Source organism: Paenibacillus sp. FSL R10-2796 (assembly GCF_037965315.1).
Taxonomy (GTDB): domain Bacteria; phylum Bacillota; class Bacilli; order Paenibacillales; family Paenibacillaceae; genus Paenibacillus_AQ; species Paenibacillus_AQ odorifer.
Window position 1 is genome coordinate 4690487 of sequence record NZ_CP150178.1, and the last position, 18891, is coordinate 4709377.

17 protein-coding genes are annotated in these 18891 nt (G+C 44.1%); 3 read left to right on the plus strand and 14 right to left on the minus strand.

Annotation, left to right across the window (positions count from 1 at the left end; translation table 11 throughout):
• Nucleotides 1-101: 101 nt before the first annotated feature.
• Nucleotides 102-2027, plus strand: coding sequence for an FAD-dependent oxidoreductase (locus NST58_RS21315; RefSeq protein WP_339244149.1), 1926 nt, complete (start codon nucleotides 102-104; stop codon nucleotides 2025-2027).
• A gap of 450 nt (nucleotides 2028-2477) precedes the next feature.
• Here NST58_RS21315 and NST58_RS21320 read toward each other — a convergent pair whose 3' ends face one another.
• From NST58_RS21320 to NST58_RS21350, 7 genes are all read right to left on the minus strand, one after another.
• Nucleotides 2478-3572: a winged helix DNA-binding domain-containing protein gene (locus NST58_RS21320; RefSeq protein ID WP_339244151.1), complete on the minus strand. Its 1095-nt coding sequence runs from the start codon at nucleotides 3570-3572 to the stop codon at nucleotides 2478-2480.
• Nucleotides 3573-3662: 90 nt separating this feature from the next.
• Nucleotides 3663-4724, minus strand: a complete 1062-nt coding sequence (locus NST58_RS21325) for an LLM class flavin-dependent oxidoreductase (RefSeq protein ID WP_339244152.1) — start codon at nucleotides 4722-4724, stop codon at nucleotides 3663-3665.
• A 26-nt stretch (nucleotides 4725-4750) separates the two neighbouring features.
• Nucleotides 4751-5722: a ring-cleaving dioxygenase gene (locus NST58_RS21330; RefSeq protein WP_076190569.1), complete on the minus strand. Its 972-nt coding sequence runs from the start codon at nucleotides 5720-5722 to the stop codon at nucleotides 4751-4753.
• Nucleotides 5723-5809: 87 nt separating this feature from the next.
• Nucleotides 5810-6277 carry a MarR family transcriptional regulator gene (locus NST58_RS21335; RefSeq protein ID WP_076190567.1) on the minus strand — a complete coding sequence of 156 codons (468 nt, stop codon included), beginning with the start codon at nucleotides 6275-6277 and terminating at the stop codon, nucleotides 5810-5812.
• An 80-nt stretch (nucleotides 6278-6357) separates the two neighbouring features.
• Nucleotides 6358-7071 (minus strand): type II CAAX endopeptidase family protein, encoded by a 714-nt coding sequence (locus tag NST58_RS21340; RefSeq protein WP_076190565.1) that lies wholly within the window; start codon nucleotides 7069-7071, stop codon nucleotides 6358-6360.
• Nucleotides 7072-7169: 98 nt separating this feature from the next.
• The gene (locus tag NST58_RS21345; protein ID WP_076190563.1) at nucleotides 7170-8510 is read right to left on the minus strand and encodes a HAMP domain-containing sensor histidine kinase; all 1341 of its coding nucleotides are present in this window, start codon (nucleotides 8508-8510) and stop codon (nucleotides 7170-7172) included.
• Nucleotide 8511: 1 nt separating this feature from the next.
• Nucleotides 8512-9207, minus strand: a complete 696-nt coding sequence (locus NST58_RS21350) for a response regulator transcription factor (protein ID WP_076190560.1) — start codon at nucleotides 9205-9207, stop codon at nucleotides 8512-8514.
• A gap of 481 nt (nucleotides 9208-9688) precedes the next feature.
• On the opposite strand from NST58_RS21350, the gene NST58_RS21355 reads away from it, so the two are divergent.
• Together NST58_RS21355 and NST58_RS21360 are read left to right on the plus strand one after the other, a co-directional pair.
• A complete protein-coding gene (locus tag NST58_RS21355) occupies nucleotides 9689-10036 on the plus strand; it encodes a PadR family transcriptional regulator (RefSeq protein WP_076129886.1) in 348 nt (115 codons plus the stop codon).
• On the plus strand, nucleotides 10023-11018 hold the full coding sequence (locus NST58_RS21360; protein ID WP_339244155.1) for a hypothetical protein: 996 nt from the start codon (nucleotides 10023-10025) through the stop codon (nucleotides 11016-11018). The genes NST58_RS21355 and NST58_RS21360 overlap by 14 nt, the downstream gene beginning before the upstream one ends.
• A 394-nt stretch (nucleotides 11019-11412) precedes the next feature.
• Here the strand turns inward: NST58_RS21360 and NST58_RS21365 are convergent, their stop codons facing one another.
• From NST58_RS21365 to NST58_RS21395, 7 genes are read right to left on the minus strand one after another with little or no spacing between them, the layout of a single operon-like run.
• Complete coding sequence (locus NST58_RS21365) at nucleotides 11413-12690, minus strand: alpha-L-fucosidase (RefSeq protein ID WP_339244157.1); 1278 nt, start codon at nucleotides 12688-12690, stop codon at nucleotides 11413-11415.
• 50 nt (nucleotides 12691-12740) lie between these two features.
• On the minus strand, nucleotides 12741-13691 hold the full coding sequence (locus NST58_RS21370; RefSeq protein WP_076129889.1) for an ROK family protein: 951 nt from the start codon (nucleotides 13689-13691) through the stop codon (nucleotides 12741-12743).
• Between the two features lie 28 nt (nucleotides 13692-13719).
• Nucleotides 13720-14412, minus strand: a complete 693-nt coding sequence (locus tag NST58_RS21375; RefSeq protein ID WP_076219992.1) for a copper homeostasis protein CutC — start codon at nucleotides 14410-14412, stop codon at nucleotides 13720-13722.
• Nucleotides 14413-14436: 24 nt separating this feature from the next.
• Nucleotides 14437-15876, minus strand: a complete 1440-nt coding sequence (locus NST58_RS21380) for a leucyl aminopeptidase family protein (protein WP_339244158.1) — start codon at nucleotides 15874-15876, stop codon at nucleotides 14437-14439.
• Nucleotides 15877-15917: 41 nt separating this feature from the next.
• Nucleotides 15918-16910, minus strand: coding sequence for a dipeptide ABC transporter ATP-binding protein (locus NST58_RS21385; protein WP_339244159.1), 993 nt, complete (start codon nucleotides 16908-16910; stop codon nucleotides 15918-15920).
• Entirely contained in the window at nucleotides 16907-17908 is a 1002-nt protein-coding gene (locus NST58_RS21390) for an ABC transporter ATP-binding protein (RefSeq protein WP_076183115.1), read from the minus strand. Before NST58_RS21390 ends, NST58_RS21385 begins: the two co-directional genes overlap by 4 nt.
• Nucleotides 17909-17921: 13 nt before the next feature.
• Nucleotides 17922-18833 carry an ABC transporter permease subunit gene (locus NST58_RS21395; RefSeq protein ID WP_038572342.1) on the minus strand — a complete coding sequence of 304 codons (912 nt, stop codon included), beginning with the start codon at nucleotides 18831-18833 and terminating at the stop codon, nucleotides 17922-17924.
• Between the last annotated feature and the right edge of the window lie 58 nt (nucleotides 18834-18891).

The following is an 18891-nucleotide window of genomic DNA, read 5'->3' on the forward strand; positions in this document are numbered from 1 at the left end:
CACTCGTGATTTTTTGCACATACTTTCACCCTACCCTTTCGCTAATATAGGTTAAAATAACCTATTTATTTTTAACCTATATGTAGAGAGGAAGTTATCGTATGGAATTCACACATCTATTTAGCAAGGGCGCAATCGGAAATATGGAGCTTAGGAACCGGGTCATTTTACCAGCGATGGGCACGAAAATGAACGCGCCGGGTGGATACGTCAGTGATCGTCTGATTGATTACCATGTAGCACGAGCTAAAGGCGGCAACGGCTTAAATACTGTAGAAGTAACAACTATTCACCCAACGGCGGCCTCCGATGATGCTCCTGCCCTTTATGATGATAAATTCATTCCAGGTATGGCTCAATTAGCATTAGCTATTCGAGAGGCAGGAGGCAAAAGCTGTCTGCAGTTATGGCATGGAGGTAAAGTAACTCCCAACCTAATTCAGGTCTCCTCTTCACCTGTTCCGTTTGAAGGCGTGACTCATATACCACGTGAACTAGCGCATCATGAAGTCGGTGAGATGGTTCAAGCTTACGCAGATACAGCATTACGTGCGAAGAAAGCCGGATTTGACAGTGTGGAATTCCATGCGGGCCATGGTTATTTGCCCCAACAATTTCTAAGTCCTGCAATGAATTTTCGTCAGGATGAGTACGGCGGTTCTTGGGAGAATCGCTGCCGCTTCCCACTGTCTTGTATCCGGGCTATCCGGAAAGTGGTTGGACCTGGGTTCCCTATCTTGATGAGAATCTCTGCGATTGAGGATCTACCGGGCGGACTTACGCTGGAAGATATGAAGCTCTTCTCAAAGCTCGCTGAAGAAGCTGGAATTGATGCTGTTAATGTATCTCGTGGGGTCCCTGCTGGCGCTGCGATTAAATATGAAGTTCCGCCGATCGATTTACCTGTAGGCTTCAATGTAGATAACGCAGCACAAATTAAATCTGTGGTTAACATCCCTGTTATTGCCGTAGGCCGTATTAATGATCCAGCAATTGCAGACCGGATTATTGCGGAGGGTTTGGCTGATTTTGTAGCCATTGGGCGTGCGCAGCTGGCAGATCCGGAATTCTGCAATAAAGCTTTAGCCGGACGTGCAGACACGATCGTTAAATGTGTGGGTTGCGACCAAGGCTGCTTCGATGGATTCGTGAATCCTAATGTTCCATTTATCAGCTGTGTGTTTAATCCTGCAACCGGCCGTGAAAGTGAATATGAATTGCAGCAAACGGGTATCCCAAAAAAAGTACTTATTGCTGGTGGTGGCCCTGGCGGATTAGAAGCAGCTGTCACCCTGAAACGACGTGGGCATCATCCAATATTATGCGAAAAAAATGACATTCTGGGCGGACAGCTTTATATTGCCGGTGCCGCACCACGTAAAGAGGAAATGGCTGCAGCCGCTCTGAATATGGGAGAAACCGCTAAACGAGAAGGTGTAGACATTCGAATGAATACAGAGGTTACACCTGAATTAATCCAGGAAATTGCTCCAGATGAGGTCATTCTTGCAATCGGATCTTCTCCTGTTATTCCGCCTGTGGAAGGCATCGACAGTTCACATGTGGTCAATTCACATGATGTGTTATGGGGAACGGTTCATCCAGAAGGAAGAGTCGTTATTATCGGCGGTGGTTTAGTGGGGCTTGAGGTCGCAGAACTGCTTGTAGAGCGAGGACATCAAATCACTGTAGTTGAAATGCAAGCTGATGTTGCTAATGATCTAGGGCTTCTGCGTAAAATCTGTGTCATGGAAAGTCTATATGGACATGGCGTTGAATTAATGACCAACAGCAAATGTATGGCGATTCAAGGGGATAGCGTAATTGTTGAAAAAGACGGCGAACGTCACAGCCTACCTGCTGATTATGTAGTAATTGCTGTAGGTTCACGCGCCCTCAACAAACAAATCCTTCAGGATTTCTTGGAGGAAAGCTCCATCCCTTATCATGTAATTGGCGATGCGGTGCAAGCGCGTAGAGCGCTGAATGCGATTTGGGAAGGCGCTGAATTAGCTAGACGAATCTAATTAAGCTAACTATATGCTTCATGAAAATAACCCGGCAGATCCGCCCTGCCGGGTTATTTTTTACTCAGAGTGCATTCGTGAGCGGCTATTCGGTAATCGGTATCCATTTAACCCTTCACCCTTCACCCTTCACCCTTCACCCTTCACCCTTCACCCTTCACCCTTCACCCATTATGCCGTTCGGACTCAGGAGACGCTATTGAGCTAAAAATAGCCTTTTTACGAATCTATCGGACCCAGATGCCGCTATTCCGCAAAAATAGGGGTCAAAAGAGGTGCTGCGACGGGAATAACTGCAGTGGAGTCCGAAAAGCTCAGCAAATCAGGATTTAGGTGCTAATAAGTGCAACGGTGTCCGTTAGCGAGAGAGATGCGCACAAAAGTATGGTAAGAAAGATGAAAATGGTGAGAATGTCGAGAATGATGAGATTGGTGAGAATAGTGAAATACTCATCTCAATGAACCACTCACATTCATTTTGAGTATCGGCAGCCCAATAAATGCGGCATATCGCTCAGCTTCTTTAAGTACCAACTTTTCCGTATCGCCCAGATCGGCAAAAGGATGGATCATAATCTCAATCCCCTTGGTCTTTAGGGTTCTTTTCCATGTACCCACAACCTGACCCTCCACAACAATCATCGGAAGAAAAACACCATTATTCCCCGGAACTATTAAAGGAGCAACGTCGGGCTCTAGAACGGCACTTCGGTCTTTATAACCCAGAATGTACTCATCAAAACCCGGAAGCAGATGAACGCCCGAGTCCTCAGCAGTTGGCTCTAGCCGATGAGCAGACATCCAATACTCACTGCCATCAATAACCTCTGATTGCAGTTGACTTTTGGCCGCTTCCAGACCTCTTCTAGCATCGGTAAGGGTTATGCCTGCCCACCAAGCAAAATCTTGAACAGTTGCTAAACCATGTCCAGTGAAATATCTCCGAGCGAGTTCATACAATGACTCATCGTAAGAAAGTTCTCGAAACTGTGGCACCCATTCCTCTAACAAAACAATCGTTTGCTGCTTACCATTCATCGGTCCGAAACAAATCAACCCTTGGTACGCAACATTCCACAACATATGATAACCACGCTGGTTCCCTGTGTGAATACCTTCTTCTTCTATAAGCTGAAGTAGAAGTGCACGATCTAGCTGCTTTCCACCTTGTAAAGCATTAACTATAATATGTCTACAACGTTCTAGTGTCTGATCATCTAGCCCAAGCTCTGCATTCCGCCGCTTTGTTTGTCCCGCTAAACGCGGCACAGATAGCTGATGCATCCACTTTACATCTTCCGGTGGGACAAAATGAAGCGTACCTCGCAGCGTCCAATTCAGAATCATCTTACGATCAGCGATAGCACGCTCTATATCAGCTAAATTCGAAGATGGAGTACGTAACCCGATCGCCCACATCGCCTGCATGTAATCCTGCGCCTGTACTGCCCCTAATTCTTTAACGACCTGTTCAGGCTTGATTAGCTTGTAATCAACGATCTTCTGGTTATATAGACGTTGCGCAGCTATCATTTTATTCGTCACACTTCGCCTCCTTAAGTGATCCTTCTCAAACCATCGTCTAACCTTATTGGAATAATTTTAATATAATTTTTTCCAATCTCATAGTTTTTCTTATTTCTTAGCTGTGGCCCGTCTTACGGCTGGTGCGACTACCGATCCCAACAAATCAATGATTTGCTCAACCTGAGCATAAGGTAAACCACCAATATCAATCTGAGCCAGAAAACGATTGTGTCCGTACAGCTCATGTTGATAAAGGATTTTTTCAATAACCTGTTGTGGGCTGCCTACGAGCAGCGCATTTCTCACACTCATGGCTTCAGCAAATTGGTCTTTAGGGTACGCTGATCCACGAAGCTCTTTCATCATGTGATTTAAATATGGGTAATAGTTACGGAACGCTTGCTGTGAATCTTTATCGATATATAAAAGGGTGGTTGTACCCACCGGCAGCTCAGCCGGATTAAAACCTGATTGTGCGGCAACTTGACGATACATATTCACAGAGGTCTTGAACGCTGAAGCAGGTCCACCTAGAACAGCCAGCATCATCGGGATGCCCATTCTTCCTGCCTTAACTGCACTTGCCGGAGGTCCACCAACCGCTCGCCAGATAGGCAGTTTACCATTCAGAGGCTTCGGAAAAATCTCCATATCATTCAGAGCAGGACGGAATTGCCCTTCCCAGGTAATTCTTTTTTCGTTATTTATTTTCATAAGCAATTCAATCTTCTCTTCGAACAATTCTTCATAATCCCTCACGTCATATCCGAACAGTTCATAAGCTCCTAATCGTGATCCACGTCCAGCAACAATCTCTGCTCTGCCTCCGGATAACAAATCCAATGTCGAAAATTCTTCATGTACACGTACAGGATCCGCTGTGCTCAATACAGTCGCTGAACTGATAAGTTTGATTCGTTCCGTTGCGTTTGCTATAGCTCCAAGTACGACCGATGCTGCTGAAGTAATAAATTTCGGCTGATGACTCTCCCCCACTCCAAATACATCTAATCCAGCATCCTCTGCTAATTTGGCGGCAGCAATGATCTCTTGAATCCGTTGTCGTTCACTGATTGGTTTACCTGTTAAGGCATCTGCAACATGATCACCTAAAGTGTATAAACCTATTTCTAAACCCTTATTCTCGTCGATTCTATATTGTTCCATCATGATGATGTCCTACTTTCTTCGCTGTATTATTGGATAGGATGAAGCTTTGATGCAATCTCTTCCCGGCGTTCTTCCAGAAAAGAAGGCAAGGTCAAATTCTCGCCCAATGTGTCAAAAGATTCATCAATCTCAAACCCTGGACCATCTGTAGCAAGCTCGAAAAGAATATGGTTCGGATCACGGAAATACAAGGAATGGAAGTAATAACGATCAATGACCCCTGTGTTCTTGAACCCTGCAGCTGTGATTTTAGCAGCCCATGCGGTTAATTCTTCCAGATCCTTCACTCTTATAGCCACATGATGGATACTCCCTCTTCCCGGTCTTTCCCGGTCTTGATCATTAACTTCTTTGAGCTGAAGTTCAGTGTACAAGCCGCCTTTAGCTGTTTCATAAATATCCACCATTACCTTCGGGTCACCCATGGATGGCACTCTACGAACTTGTGTATAGCCTAAAATATCCTCCAAAACAGCCTTTGTACGGCTAGCCTCACGAACAGTCAATTCAACGGGACCCAATCCAACAATGGCATATTGTGGTGGAATATCATCAGTAATCCAAGGTTCTACCAGCTGAGTCACATTATCTTTTTCTGCGGACACCAGATGAACCGTTAATTCATCACTATCCTGAAAAGTAAGCGAATTGCGCTCCTCTATACTTACGATAGCTTCATGAGCGACTTCAAATGTATCTAATCTGCTAGCCCAATATACTAAAGCCTCATCGCTAGGAACGAGAAGAGAGATTGCAGAAATACTGTTCGTTCCTTTCCGGGTCTGGCCTGCATTTGGCATTTCAAAAAAGGATACCTCGGTGCCTGGAGCGCCATTAGAGTTGCCATAGAATAAATGGTACATGGTTGGATCGTCCTGATTTACGGTTTTTTTGACAAGTCTTAGTCCCAGTACTTCTGTATAAAACCATAGGTTTTGTTTAGCGTCTTTAGTAATCATTGATACATGATGTTGTCCGGTTATTTGTGGTTGGCTCATTTTAATTTCCTCCTAATATAATTATGGTTTACTAGTAAACTGATGCTGAAAAAAGGAAGCTTTATTCAGAATAAAGCTTTTACAATACTACTGAACTCCTCGTGGAATTCGATTCTCATTCAGGCTATGGCGGTGAATCTTCTTAAGCATGCTGTAAAATACTTTCTTCTCGTCGTCCGTCAGTGGATCGAATAACGAAGCTTGGAAATCCGATTGCAAAGGAAGCACCTTCTCGATAAGCGCCTGGCCCTTTTCAGTTAAAGAAATATACTTCACCTTCCAATCCTGCTTGCGTTCAATCCATCCTTCTTTTTCTAATCTGCCAAGCATATGTGATACTCCACCTTTAGTAATGGTTAAATGCTCGGCCATTTCCATCTGTGTCACAGGCTGATGTAATAGTATTTGTACTAACGCATCAAACTGGCTAACCGTTAAATCAAACTGCTTCAAGAACTCATTGGAAAGATCGTTACTATTGTCATAAACTCTTACCAGCCGCAGCCAGATCAATAAGCTTAGTTTGTTGTCTTCAGTGAATCCATTGTCTCGCATTATACCACATCCATTGCTTTGGAATTGGATCTATTTGATTATCAGTTTACTAGTAATCTGATGTGAAGTCAAATTTCGTATTAACTTAAGAAATAGAGAAGCACAGATAAACCATTACTAAACATGTGCGCGCCTATAGGCACTAATATATTTTTTCTCTTCTCATATAGGTAGGCAAAGATTAATCCAGCAGCCATATAGGAGAAGATATTCCACATTTCATTATAGTTGCTCTGGAACACCACGGCTCTATAGACATGCTGGAAGCCAAATAAAAAGGAGGATATCAGATAAGCCAGAAGACGACTCTTCCTGCGGATCGTTCTAAAAATGGTAACCCGATATACTAATTCTTCAATCACGGGGCCAATCCATACCACGTTCACTGTAAAAATAAATGGATACGAGGACAACATTGCCCGTAAATCCACCTCATTAACAGACTTTGTAATAGGATGAAAAATGGAAATTAGTGTGGGAATCAACATACTTCCGATGATAATAATCAAACAAAGTCCCCAAACCATCCATAACATATTACGGACCCAGTATTGTCTGAAATCATGAATAGCTTGTTTATAGAATCCCCTAAAACCTATAATCACTCCTATGTAGATCAGACTATTCAACAGTAAGGCCATTCGATTTTGTTGTTCTGGCTGCCAAATAAAAACATGGTTAAGAATCCCCATAACCGGCCTGATCAAGAGATTGGAGAACAATCCTAAAAAGTACATTACTGCTAATATAATGCCCAAGATCAATTGCCTTTTACTTGATTTTTCATCAATCATTATAATCTATTCCCCCAAGTAAAATTGTTAATAGACTGAATATCAACCATTTTAGCATTGGGAAATTTCATACGACTTAATGTAATCTTACATAGACCTTAAATTTGCCGGTTCAGCTCAATTATAATTTCAAACTGGTTATCTTGCGTATTCAGCTGAACAGTCCCTCCATGAGCAGCTATTATTTTTTGAACAATGAGTAGCCCTAATCCAGAACCTGCCGGGTTCAAGGCTGATGGTTGGCCGTAATTAATAAAAGTAAGCTTGGCTCCATCATTCACCTTTTCCAGCACAACTTGAAACGTAGAACCTTGCTCCTGATAAGCGATGGCATTATAAAGCAGGTTTGAGAATACTCGATTCATTCTTTTTTTATCAAACTGTAGAATTATTTCTTCTGGCTCGATTACAAAATCAGGGATCAGACCCGCAGCCTCAAGCTCGGGCAACATATGTATCATTTCTTCTCTCAAATATTCTGAGAAATCATCTGTTGTAACATCCAAGCGGAATTCGGGACTTTCCATTCTCGATAATTCAAACAAATCCTGAATCAATACATTGGCACGGATACTATTTTCGTATATTATTTTGGCAAATTCCAAATGTTCTATCCGACCGCTCCCCTGTTCTTTTAGTTCAAGCTCTGCGTAACCCATAATACTTGTTAATGGATTTTTTAAATCATGGGATATATCCAATATTAGATTTTTTCGATTGTTTTCACTCTGTTCTTTTAACGAGGTCTGGATCTGAATCACTTCTGCCATATGATTAAAAGCCTGCTCCAGTTGACTAAACTCCCTATTCCCGCCTACCTGCACTCTTGCTGAATAATCCCCATTCTTAACCTTTTTAACAGCAGCGGACAACTGGTCTAAGGGTTTAATGAAACTAACCGCCGTAATTCTCGCATAAATCATCGTGCTTAGAATCAGAATCAACAAATAACCTAACCCAATAAACCCAAGCATTTGAAGGGTATGATCCTGCATAGGTGAATCTGAATTCCAATGGAAACTGCCTGTCATTTTCAGTTGTATAGGTAAAGAGACGATCAGCCAAAATTGTTCCTGCTCATTATATTCAACAGTGATCATATCTTTGTTAGCGCCAGTATTCATTAGAAAATCCGTAAATTCTTTGACACTAATCTGCTTGGACGTAAATGGATTGTTGCCAATGGAGTGTATGACTTCGTAATTGGAATTCACAACCTGTAAACTGCCCCCGACATCATTAACAACACTAGTGTCAATTCTTTGATAGTCATTTTGCATAAGCTTAGCAGCCGTTAACTGATTATAAATAATGTCCTTAGATCCCAGCCTGTTCATGCAAAACAAAGCAACAATCACCAATATCGTTATAACCGTTGTTATAAGAAAGATCGCGATATAGTTTTTTAACAATTGATAGGATATATTTTGTTTTCTCATCTTATTTACCTGGGTTGTAGAATTTGTAACCTAGTCCACGCACTGTAACGATATATTCGGGATGGTGCGGGTCCCGTTCGATCTTATTCCTTAGACGGCTGATGGTAACCATAATCGTATTATTATCACTATAGAAATCTTCTTCCCACGCCGCTACATATAACTTTTTGGGCGTAAAAATTTGATTAGGACTCTGCATCAGACATTGTAACACCTTATATTCCTTGGCATTTAGAAGAACTGGACTTTCATTTATGTACAACATACATTCCTTTAAATTCAGCTTCAATTCTCTATGTTGGATTGTTTCTTCAGTTATCGATTGGCTAAGATCGTATACATTTCTTCGTCTCAGCTGCGCCTCAACCCTAGCCACAAGCTCTGAAGCACTAAATGGCTTCACCATATAATCGTCTGCTCCAAGGCCTAAGCCCACTATCTTATCAATTTCTTCACCGCGGGCAGTTAACAAGATAACCGGAATATGGCTTTTCTCTCTTATCCGTCGCAGCAGATTAAGCCCATCAAGCCTGGGCATTACAATATCCAGAATGGCAAGATTTATTTCATGTTGATTAACAACCTCTAAAGCCTCAATGCCATCCTTGGCTTCGAATACTCGATAGGATCGATCTTCTAAATGAATTTTCACTAGTTTTCTTATATCAGTTTCATCTTCAGCAATCAGTATATTCATCGCTTAATTCCCCTAACTATTCTCAAATAGCTGAGTCTTTTCACTCAGTATAACTTGCCAATACCACTTCGGTATATAAAGCCTAAAGAATACAACTGGAACATCATGATTAAAATACCCATGGATCACCATAATCAAATCTATCCTTTGACCAGCCCTTATGAACCGGTTCAACTACCTCCCATGTAGAAGCATTCGGGATGTCACTAAAAAATGGAATCATTTCACGACCTCCTTTTAATCAAACCGCTTCACAAAATAGATAAATTTTCTTATTTATTTCTCAGAAGATTATTTTATTCAATTGATGTTGGAACAACAATAGTGTATGATGCATAGTATAGATCGAATACTGTATGACACATAGTAAGTATAAACGACTTCGACGTCCTCTTAAGGACAGCAAGCTTTTAAACCAAAAATATAAGAACAATTTATAAGAGATTATAAATCCTTATATTTTAAATAATGAGGTGGGTGAATGAGTACTTTATTAAATTCTTTAATCACAGAGCTTAGAAGAGGTACGTTAACGCTAGCCGTTTTAAGTCAATTACGAACGCCCCAGTATGGATATTCGCTCGTTCAATTGTTGGAGGAATCCAGCATCATCATCGATCAAAGCACCCTATATCCATTACTTCGCCGATTAGAGAAACAGGAATTAGTGACGAGCAGCTGGGACACATCCGAGAGCAGACCCCGTAAGTATTATGTTCTAAGTGACTATGGTGTAGAGATTTTTTTACAGCTAAAGGAAGAATGGCTTAAGAATTCGAAAGAACTCTACGGCCTATTACAAGGGGAGGATGACCATGAAGCTGATTGAGATTTACATTCATGAAGTTACTCGGAGGTTACCAGAACAAAATCGGGAAGACATCGCATTAGAATTACGATCAACCATCGAGGATATGTTACCGGATGATTATGACGAAAAAGAGGTAAAAGCCGTCCTTGCAAAATTGGGCAATCCAGCTATTTTAGCTAGTGAGTACCGCGATCAGCCCATGTATCTCATCGGCCCACGCTATTTCGATTTATATGTTACGTTATTAAAAATGATTATACCCATCGCTGTAGTTGTTTCTTTAATCGCTCTGGTTGCTGATTACTTGATTGGCTACAGCGGCGATAAAACAGTTGCGGATATTGTTACTGCAGTTATAAGTACAGGAATTGGAACCTTTCTTGAAGTAGGCATCCAAGTCTTTTTCTGGATAACTGTTGTGTTCGCTATTATCGAACGGGCGGATAAAGGAAAGGAAGGTCATCCTCTTACTACAAAATTAAGGAAATGGACTCCTGATGATTTGAAGGATATCGCGCTTGTCCATAAGAAAAAAGCAATTACAAGCTTCGAAGTGTTCGGAAGTTTACTGTGGACTGCCATTTGGGCTACTGTTTATTTTAATGCTGAACACCTGATCAGAGTCTATAGAGGCGGTGAAGGCGCACTTAACTTCGTGGCCCCAGCTTTTAATCAGCATGTATTACTTGATTATTGGCCTATTATTCTTATTGTGATCGGATTAGAAGTCGCGTTAACTATATATAAATTAATCAAGAGACAATGGACTAGAAAATTAGCATTATGTAATACGGCCCTTGAGCTCATTGTGCTTATTGTATTCGCTGTTATCCTTATAAATCCGAATGTATTCAACCAAGAATTTATTAATTACATGTCTAATTTATTAAACACTACAGCTAACCAATTTGAAACGGGACTAGTAGGTGGAGGAATAGCAATCTTGATTTTAGTCGCGGTCCTCAATATATATGAGGGCTTCCGCAAGGCTCGCCTTTAGTATTCACAGAACGGCGATTCTCCTGTTATTTGGAGAATCGCCGCTTTGTATTCTGATTCGTTGAATGCCTGCTTCAAATGCTTCAACAACTTCAACATTGTCACCCCCCTCTGAGAGTTGCGGACCCAGATGACGTTATTTGCACATTTTCTGCCTTTGGAACAGGGCTTCGGACTCCAATGACGCTATTCCCTAGAATCAGCTCCATATCGGGGGTGTTTCAAGGCAATAGCGGCTATGCAGTCCGTTGGCATCCCAAAAGTGCGATATTTCTGGGTTTAGAGTCATCTGTGTCCGATAGGTGTTTCGTATGTGCAAATGTTAGCAAGGTATATGTAAAAAAAAGGAGTTGTCTCAGCAGCCATTCAGGGCATATGGGACAACTCCTTCTGATTTAATTAAATAGTTCAAGCTCGATAACCGTATCCATCTCATCAGGTAACATCGCGCCTTTTAATGTAATAAAAGCTCCACCGTCAACATCCGAATATTCCTCAGCCATCCACGGCACCTCCACCTTTAGCTCGGTACCATCACGTAGTAATCTTGCCTTTTTAATCTTCCCTTTCAGACCTTGGAAATAGATCGGGCCAATTCCACGGTCGTAGACATGCGCATACAATTTATTGCCCTTTTGCGTATAACGTCCCCACTCTGGCTTAGGTAGCAAAGACTTCCCGCATCCATAAATACTATCTCCATTAAGGCGCATCCAATCCCCAACTTCGTCAAGGATAACCAGTGATTCCCGCGTCATTTCACCTTTAGCATCTGGTCCAACATTGAGGAGCAGGTTACCATTCTTACTGATACATTCGACCATCGTACGAATGACTTGCTTGGTCGATTTATAATTCTTATCCTCGGAATGATAACCCCAGTTGTCATTCAGGGTAATGCAGGCTTCCCAAGGGATGGATTGGCCGTTTACGTCAACAATGCCGCCAGGCGGAATGATCTGCTCGGGGGAGAAGAAATCTCCAGCATACTCCTCAGGTTCTGCCGCACGAATATTGCCACCTAATCGATTGTCGATAATAATATCAGGTTGTATGGAACGAATCATCCGGATAAGCTCCGTCGCCTTCCACTTCTCCCCTGTCATATTATCGTAGGAGAAGTCAAACCACATAATGTCGATTTTACCGTAATTGGTGAGCAGTTCCTTTACTTGCCCATGCATATACTCCAAGTATCTATCGAAATCAATCGGCTTATCTTTGACCGCTTCGTTATCCCGATCAGGATGTGCCTTATCTCCATAACCGGGATAATCCTCATGGTGCCAGTCTATGATAGAGTAATATAGACCAACTGCAATACCTTCAGCACGGAAAGCGTCTACATATTCCCGCACTAGATCACGCCCAGCGGGCGTATTAGTCGCTTTGAAATCAGTCAGCTTACTATCGAACAGACAGAACCCGTCATGATGTTTGGTCGTAAGCACAGCGTATTTCTGACCCGCAGCTTTGGCTGCACTTGCCCATTTCTTCGGATCATATCGTGAGGCGTCAAATTCATCGAAATACGTCATGTAATGCTCTCTACTCATCCGCTCGTTGCCGCGTATCCATTCCCCTCTAGCAGGAATTGAATATAAACCCCAATGGATAAACATCCCGAACCTATCCTGTAAGAACCATTTCGTTCTTTCTTCTCTTGTACCCATCTCTCCAACTCCTCCGTTAATGAAAGCTGTGAATCAATCTTTCACTCCACCTAAGCGGTATGGAATAATGCTGCTGCTCCAATTAGGCCTACATCATCTTTGAGAGCGGCAGGTTCAATTGTAAAAGTACCCTTATAAGGATCCATGACAAATAGATCCGTCTTCTCCACCAGTGCAGGGAATAACAAATCTCCAGCCTTACTCACGCCTCCACCGATCACGATCCGATCAGGATTGAACGTATGTACTGCATTGGCTAGACCTAGTGCCATATAATGAATACTCCGGTCAATAACCTCAACGGCCACGGGATCGTTAAGTGCCATGGCTTCAAATACGTGCCGCGAAGTAATTTTTTCTCCATTTATATTAGCCAGTTCCGTAATCATCGACGGTCTGCTCTCCATACTTCGCAGCGCCATATCCCGAATCGCTGTGCCCGAAGCGAAAACTTCCCAGCAGCCGAATCTTCCACAGCTACATTCCGTTCCGTTCGGGTCAATAATATTATGACCTAGTTCACCAGCAAATGAATTTTTGCCAAGAAGCAGCTTGCCGTCAATGACGATACCTGCTCCAATTCCAGTGCTAAAGGTAACATAAACCATGTTGTCCGCACCTTTGCCAGCACCTCGGACATACTCGCCCCAAGCCGCAGCGTTCGCATCATTCACTACCTTTACTTCAACGCCTAGCTCCAACTCCATCCAGTGCTTCAGTGGAACATTGTCCCACTCCGGAAGATTGGTGCCGTGAATAACGATCCCGTCCTGGCTATTTACAGCTCCGGGAGAAGCCAGACCCACTCCTGTGAGTGGTCGCCCTTCGGATACGGAGCGGATCATATCGATCATTCGCTGCACCACTTCTTTAGCGGTACGTGCCCCAGCCGTTTCCATCAATTCCCGTTTCAATACGGTCCCCTTTGAATCAAACAATGCTGCGGCAATTTTTGTGCCTCCTAAATCGATTCCAACTACGTAGCTCTCAACCTTCTGCATAACCCATTCACCTTTTCACTATCTATTATTAGCCGTTAGAATGAATACTCTCCGCTAACGCCCGTAAGGCTGCTGGATCGATTGGCGACAAAGCGTCTTTGTCATAACGTACAGCCGACCCAAAATGTACTTCTGTTACTCCAGTCTGATGTATAAATGAAGTAATACCTTCCGGCTTCAGACCGCTTCCAGCCAGTATACTTACCGATTTACCCCTTGATTCCTCGACTAGCTTCCGCATAGCAGGAATAGCTTCAGGTGCCGGACCTGGCCCGGCAGAAGTGAGCACACGCGTAATTTGCGGATACTTACAAAGCGTTCGATAACCTTCTATTTGATCCTTCAACTCATCAAAAGCACGGTGGAAGGTTACTTGCAATCCCTCGGTCAACGGCAATAATGTTTCAAGCGCTCGCTCGTCGATAGTCCCTTCTGGAGTTAACGCACCAAGCACAATCCCCGCCGCACCGCTGGCTGCAATTTGCTTTATCTCTGCTGCCATGGTCAAAATGTCATACTTTGAATAGCAAAAAGAACGGCTGTGCGGGCGAACCATAACAAACGCAGGAATGTTAACCGATTTAGCAACTTGTTGCACCAATCCTATCCCTGGTGTTAATCCGCCTTCCGTAATCGCAGTAATGAGCTCCAGGCGGTCAGCCCCGTTCGCTTCTGCTGTAAGGGCATCGTCCATACAGGTAGCGATGACTTCCAATCTCATAACTTTCCTCCACTCTTCCGGTTGTTATTGTTGTGCCTGTTTCATGACATAATCAGCGAGCAGTCGAGCACCATAGCCCGTTGCTCCAGCTTCTGAATACCCCACATCCTGTTTGTACTGAACCGTCCCAGCCATATCAATATGAACCCAGCTCAGCGATTCCGCTACAAAACGCCGTATAAAAAGCGCTGCTGTAATCGCACCTGCAAAAGGTGAAGTACTAACGTTGCGTAGATCAGCGTAATTGCTTCGAAGATCGACTTCGTATTCATCCATAAGCGGCATGGGCCACAGTCGTTCTCCATTGCGCTCACCGATTTCGACGAGGCTATGCGTCATCTCTCCATCACCCCATATGCCGGCGATACCTAATCCTAACGCTGCGCCAACATTTCCAGTAAGCGTTGCAATATCAATGACCTTAGTTGCCCCGATATTTGCTGCATGAATAAGAGCATCCGCGATAATAAGCCGCCCCTCGCCATCCGTATTTGCAACCTGAACCGTCAGCCCATTAGGATAGCGTATAACAGACGATGGCAGCATTGCTTCAGCATCTGGTACGTTATCAACAACTGGGATCAACGCGGTCACATTTACATGAGCTTGATTCCTTACTAAAATATCCAGCGCCCCAATAACAGCTGCTGCCCCACCCATATCCATACGTGCATCGCTAATATCACTTGCGGTCTTAACATTCATCCCACCCAAATCGAAGGTAACACCTTTACCCACCAATGCCAGCATTGGCAATTCAGGGTTACTCTCATAGCGAATTTCAACGAGGGCTGGGGAGTGTTTACTGCCTGCTCCAACCGCCAGCAACCCATTCATCTGTAGGTCAACCAGCTCCTGCCCCCGGTAGACATGAACTTTCACTGCTGCGTTATCACGCTCGAAATATTCGACCATCCATTCTGCGAACCGATCCGGATTTAGAGTCCCGGGCACCTCATTCACCAGATCGCGAGCAACCACTGCTCCTTCAGCGCGCATGCGGCCAGTACTTAGTACAACTTCCAGTTCAAGCTTAGTCAGTTCAGGCCAATCAGCTGTCTGGAGCAGCAAATCAACTGAAATGTCTATTTTAGTAACACCACGATAGGTTTGAAAACGATATAATCCGAGAAGCCAGCCTTCAATCCATGCTTGAAGCTCATCCGCAGCGGAAATATTACTTTCTGCTGTCCTACGAACAAATGAAGCTGAATTTCTTCCTTCTCTTAGGGCTGTACGGGCGGCAGATCCCGCTGCTCGGCGAACTTTCTCAAGCGTAAGAGCCCGGCGTTTTCCCATTCCAATAGCTATCACATCGGACTCTTCCTCAGAGCGAGCATATAACCATGTCACACTGCCACTCTGTTTGTGAGCTTCTCCCAGCCGAAGAGGAAAAGCCTCCTCTTCATAGGCTAAGTAGATAAGCGTATCCGCCCCATTAGCGGAATCGAACAAGATATTCATAGCTGTCCCTTCTTTTCCGTAAAGTGTACTCACATTTTAAATTATCGTTCTAGTTTCAACATTTCTTCATCAAACAGATGACAAGCGAGCTCATGACCTGGTTCAACTTCCCGGAATACAGGCACATGTTGCTTACAGATTTCCATACAGGAAGGGCATCTTGTATGAAAACGACAGCCCGTCGGCGGATCAACGGGACTTGGAAGATCCCCTTTTAGAATAATGCGTTCCTTCTTCAAGCTTGGATCGGGCACGGGAACTGAAGATAGCAGCGCTTGGGTGTAAGGATGCAAGGGACGGTCATACAATGTATCCTTATCAGCCGTCTCCACAAGAGAACCCAGATACATAACCCCAATTCGATCACTAATATGCTCGACCACACTGAGATCATGAGAGATGAATAAATACGTCAGGCCATATTCCTCCTGCAAGTCCTGTAACAGATTCAACACTTGGGACTGAATCGATACATCCAGCGCTGACACGGGTTCATCCGCCACAATTAGACTTGGGCGAACGGACAGAGCCCGGGCAATCCCAATCCGTTGCCGCTGTCCACCGCTGAACTCAAACGCGAATCGCTCGGCGTGGAAACTGTTCAATCCAACGGTCTCTAGCAGTTCGCAAGCTAGTTTATCCCGTTCTTTAGAGGACAGCTTTGTATGAATAAGCAGGGGTTCGGCGACAAGATCCTTCACCTTCATGCGGGGATTAAGTGAAGCATAAGGGTCTTGAAACACCATCTGCATATCTTTGCGCAGAGGCCGCATCTGGTTGTCTGTGATATGGCTAATATTTTGTCCCTTAAACCATACTTCTCCATGATTGGGTTCCAGTAAGCGGGTCACCAGTCTGCCCGTAGTCGATTTCCCACAGCCACTTTCACCTACAAGGCTGAACGTTTCTCCCTTACGAATGGCGAATGAAATCCCATCAACGGCGTGTAAATATTTAGTCGTTCCGAAGAAGCCCTTCTTCACAGAAAACAACTTCTTCAAACCCTTAACCTCAATTAATGGAGTCTCTTTCATAAACATCCCGCTCCTTCCGTGTCCTCCTGCTGTGTAAGCCAACAACGGCTTTTGCGCTCTAGCCCCTCAATCGGAAGTAGCTCAGGTTCTTGCGACAGACAACGCTCCATGGCAAATTCGCAGCGTGGCGCAAACTTACAGCCGGCAGGCATTTGTGAAAGGTCTGGCACATTCCCTTTTATAGACTCCAAGCGATGTACATTCTGGCGCAGCTTAGGTACCGATTGAATCAATCCCCTGGTATACGGATGTTGCGGTCTGGCGAACAGCTCCTGAACAGAGGCTTCTTCCACCACACGACCTGCATACATAACAACTACCCGGTCACATAATTCGGCAACTACTCCAAGATCATGGGTAATGAGCAGCATTCCCATATCCTGTTCATCTTTCAACTGCTTCATCAGATCAAGAATTTGCGCTTGAATCGTTACATCGAGTGCGGTCGTGGGTTCATCGGCAATCAACAGCTTTGGATGACAAGACATGGCCATTGCAATCATAACCCGCTGTCTCATCCCGCCGGATAGTTGATGCGGATATTCATCGATTAATTCCTCTGCGCGAGGGATACCTACAAGCCGCAACATATGAATCGCATGCTCACGAGCCTTCTTGCGTCCATAACCCAAATGCAGTCTAATCGGCTCTGTTAATTGCAGCCCAATCCGCAGCACTGGATTAAGAGAGGTCATCGGCTCCTGAAAAATCATTGCCAGATCATTTCCCCGGATTTGGCGCATCTCCTTCTCAGAAATCTTCGTCAAATCCTTTCCTTCAAAACGCACAGAACCTTCAGAAATTCTGCCCGGCGTATCTTTAAGCAACCGCATGATCGATAATGAGGTTACACTTTTGCCACAACCAGATTCACCAACCAGGCCTAACACTTCGCCTTTTTTAATAGCAAAGTCTACCCCCGCAACCGCAGTTATACTTCCACCGCCGCGTTTGAACTCCGTTTTCAGCCCTTGTACATCCAACAAATGTTGAGTCATGTCTTGTCCCTCCTTAGTTTTTCATTTTGGGATCAAGAGCATCACGCAGTCCGTCCCCGACCAGGTTAAATGCAAGTACTGTTAAAAAGATGGCTATCCCCGGAAAATAAACGATATGTGGAGCAATACTTAAATAATCACGTCCCATACTTAACATTGCGCCCCAATCGGGCTCTGTTGTTTTTGCACCCATTCCGAGAAAGCTCAATGAAGCAGCGGCCAAGATCGCTCCGCCAATCTTCATGGATAGATTAACGATAATGCTGGGCACGGTCTCAGGAAAAATATGACGCCAAATAATCCGGCGATGCTTCGCTCCCATGGAACGAGCCGCTTCCACAAACAATGTTTCTTTCGCAGACAGCGTTACGCTCCGAATAATTCGGGCGAACGATGGAGTACCAAAAACTGCAACTGCGATAACAACGTTGGATAGACCCGGACCGAGAATGGCGACGATCCCAATGGCAAGCAGCAAGTCAGGAAAAGAAAATAGTACATCACTGCCACGCATAATTATCCGATCTAGCCAACCGCCATAATATCCGCTTAACAGACCTAGGATAGTTCCAAGTACACCTGCGATTAAGACGGAACTGAGACTGACCGCTAAGGTTAAGCGAGTACCATCAATCAGACGGCTTAGAATATCACGGCCATATTCGTCTGTCCCGGCCCAATGTGCAGCAGAAGGACCTGCCATAAGAGCATCGTAGTTTGGTTCATCAGGATTATACGGGGTCAGAAATGGCCCGAAAATTGCAATTAGGAATAGCAATATAATAAAAAATGCGGCCACAAGGGGCATCTTTTGTTTACTGAACTTACGTAAAAAAACACCCATACGGCCTTTTGTTTTCTCCGGGGCCAGTACCTCTCCGGGTAATGGAGATTTTGCTCCCATCACCGCCGAATTGTCACTCATGATATCCCTCCTGATCCTAAATTCACCCTATAAATCTATTGAAATTCTGCTTCTTAGT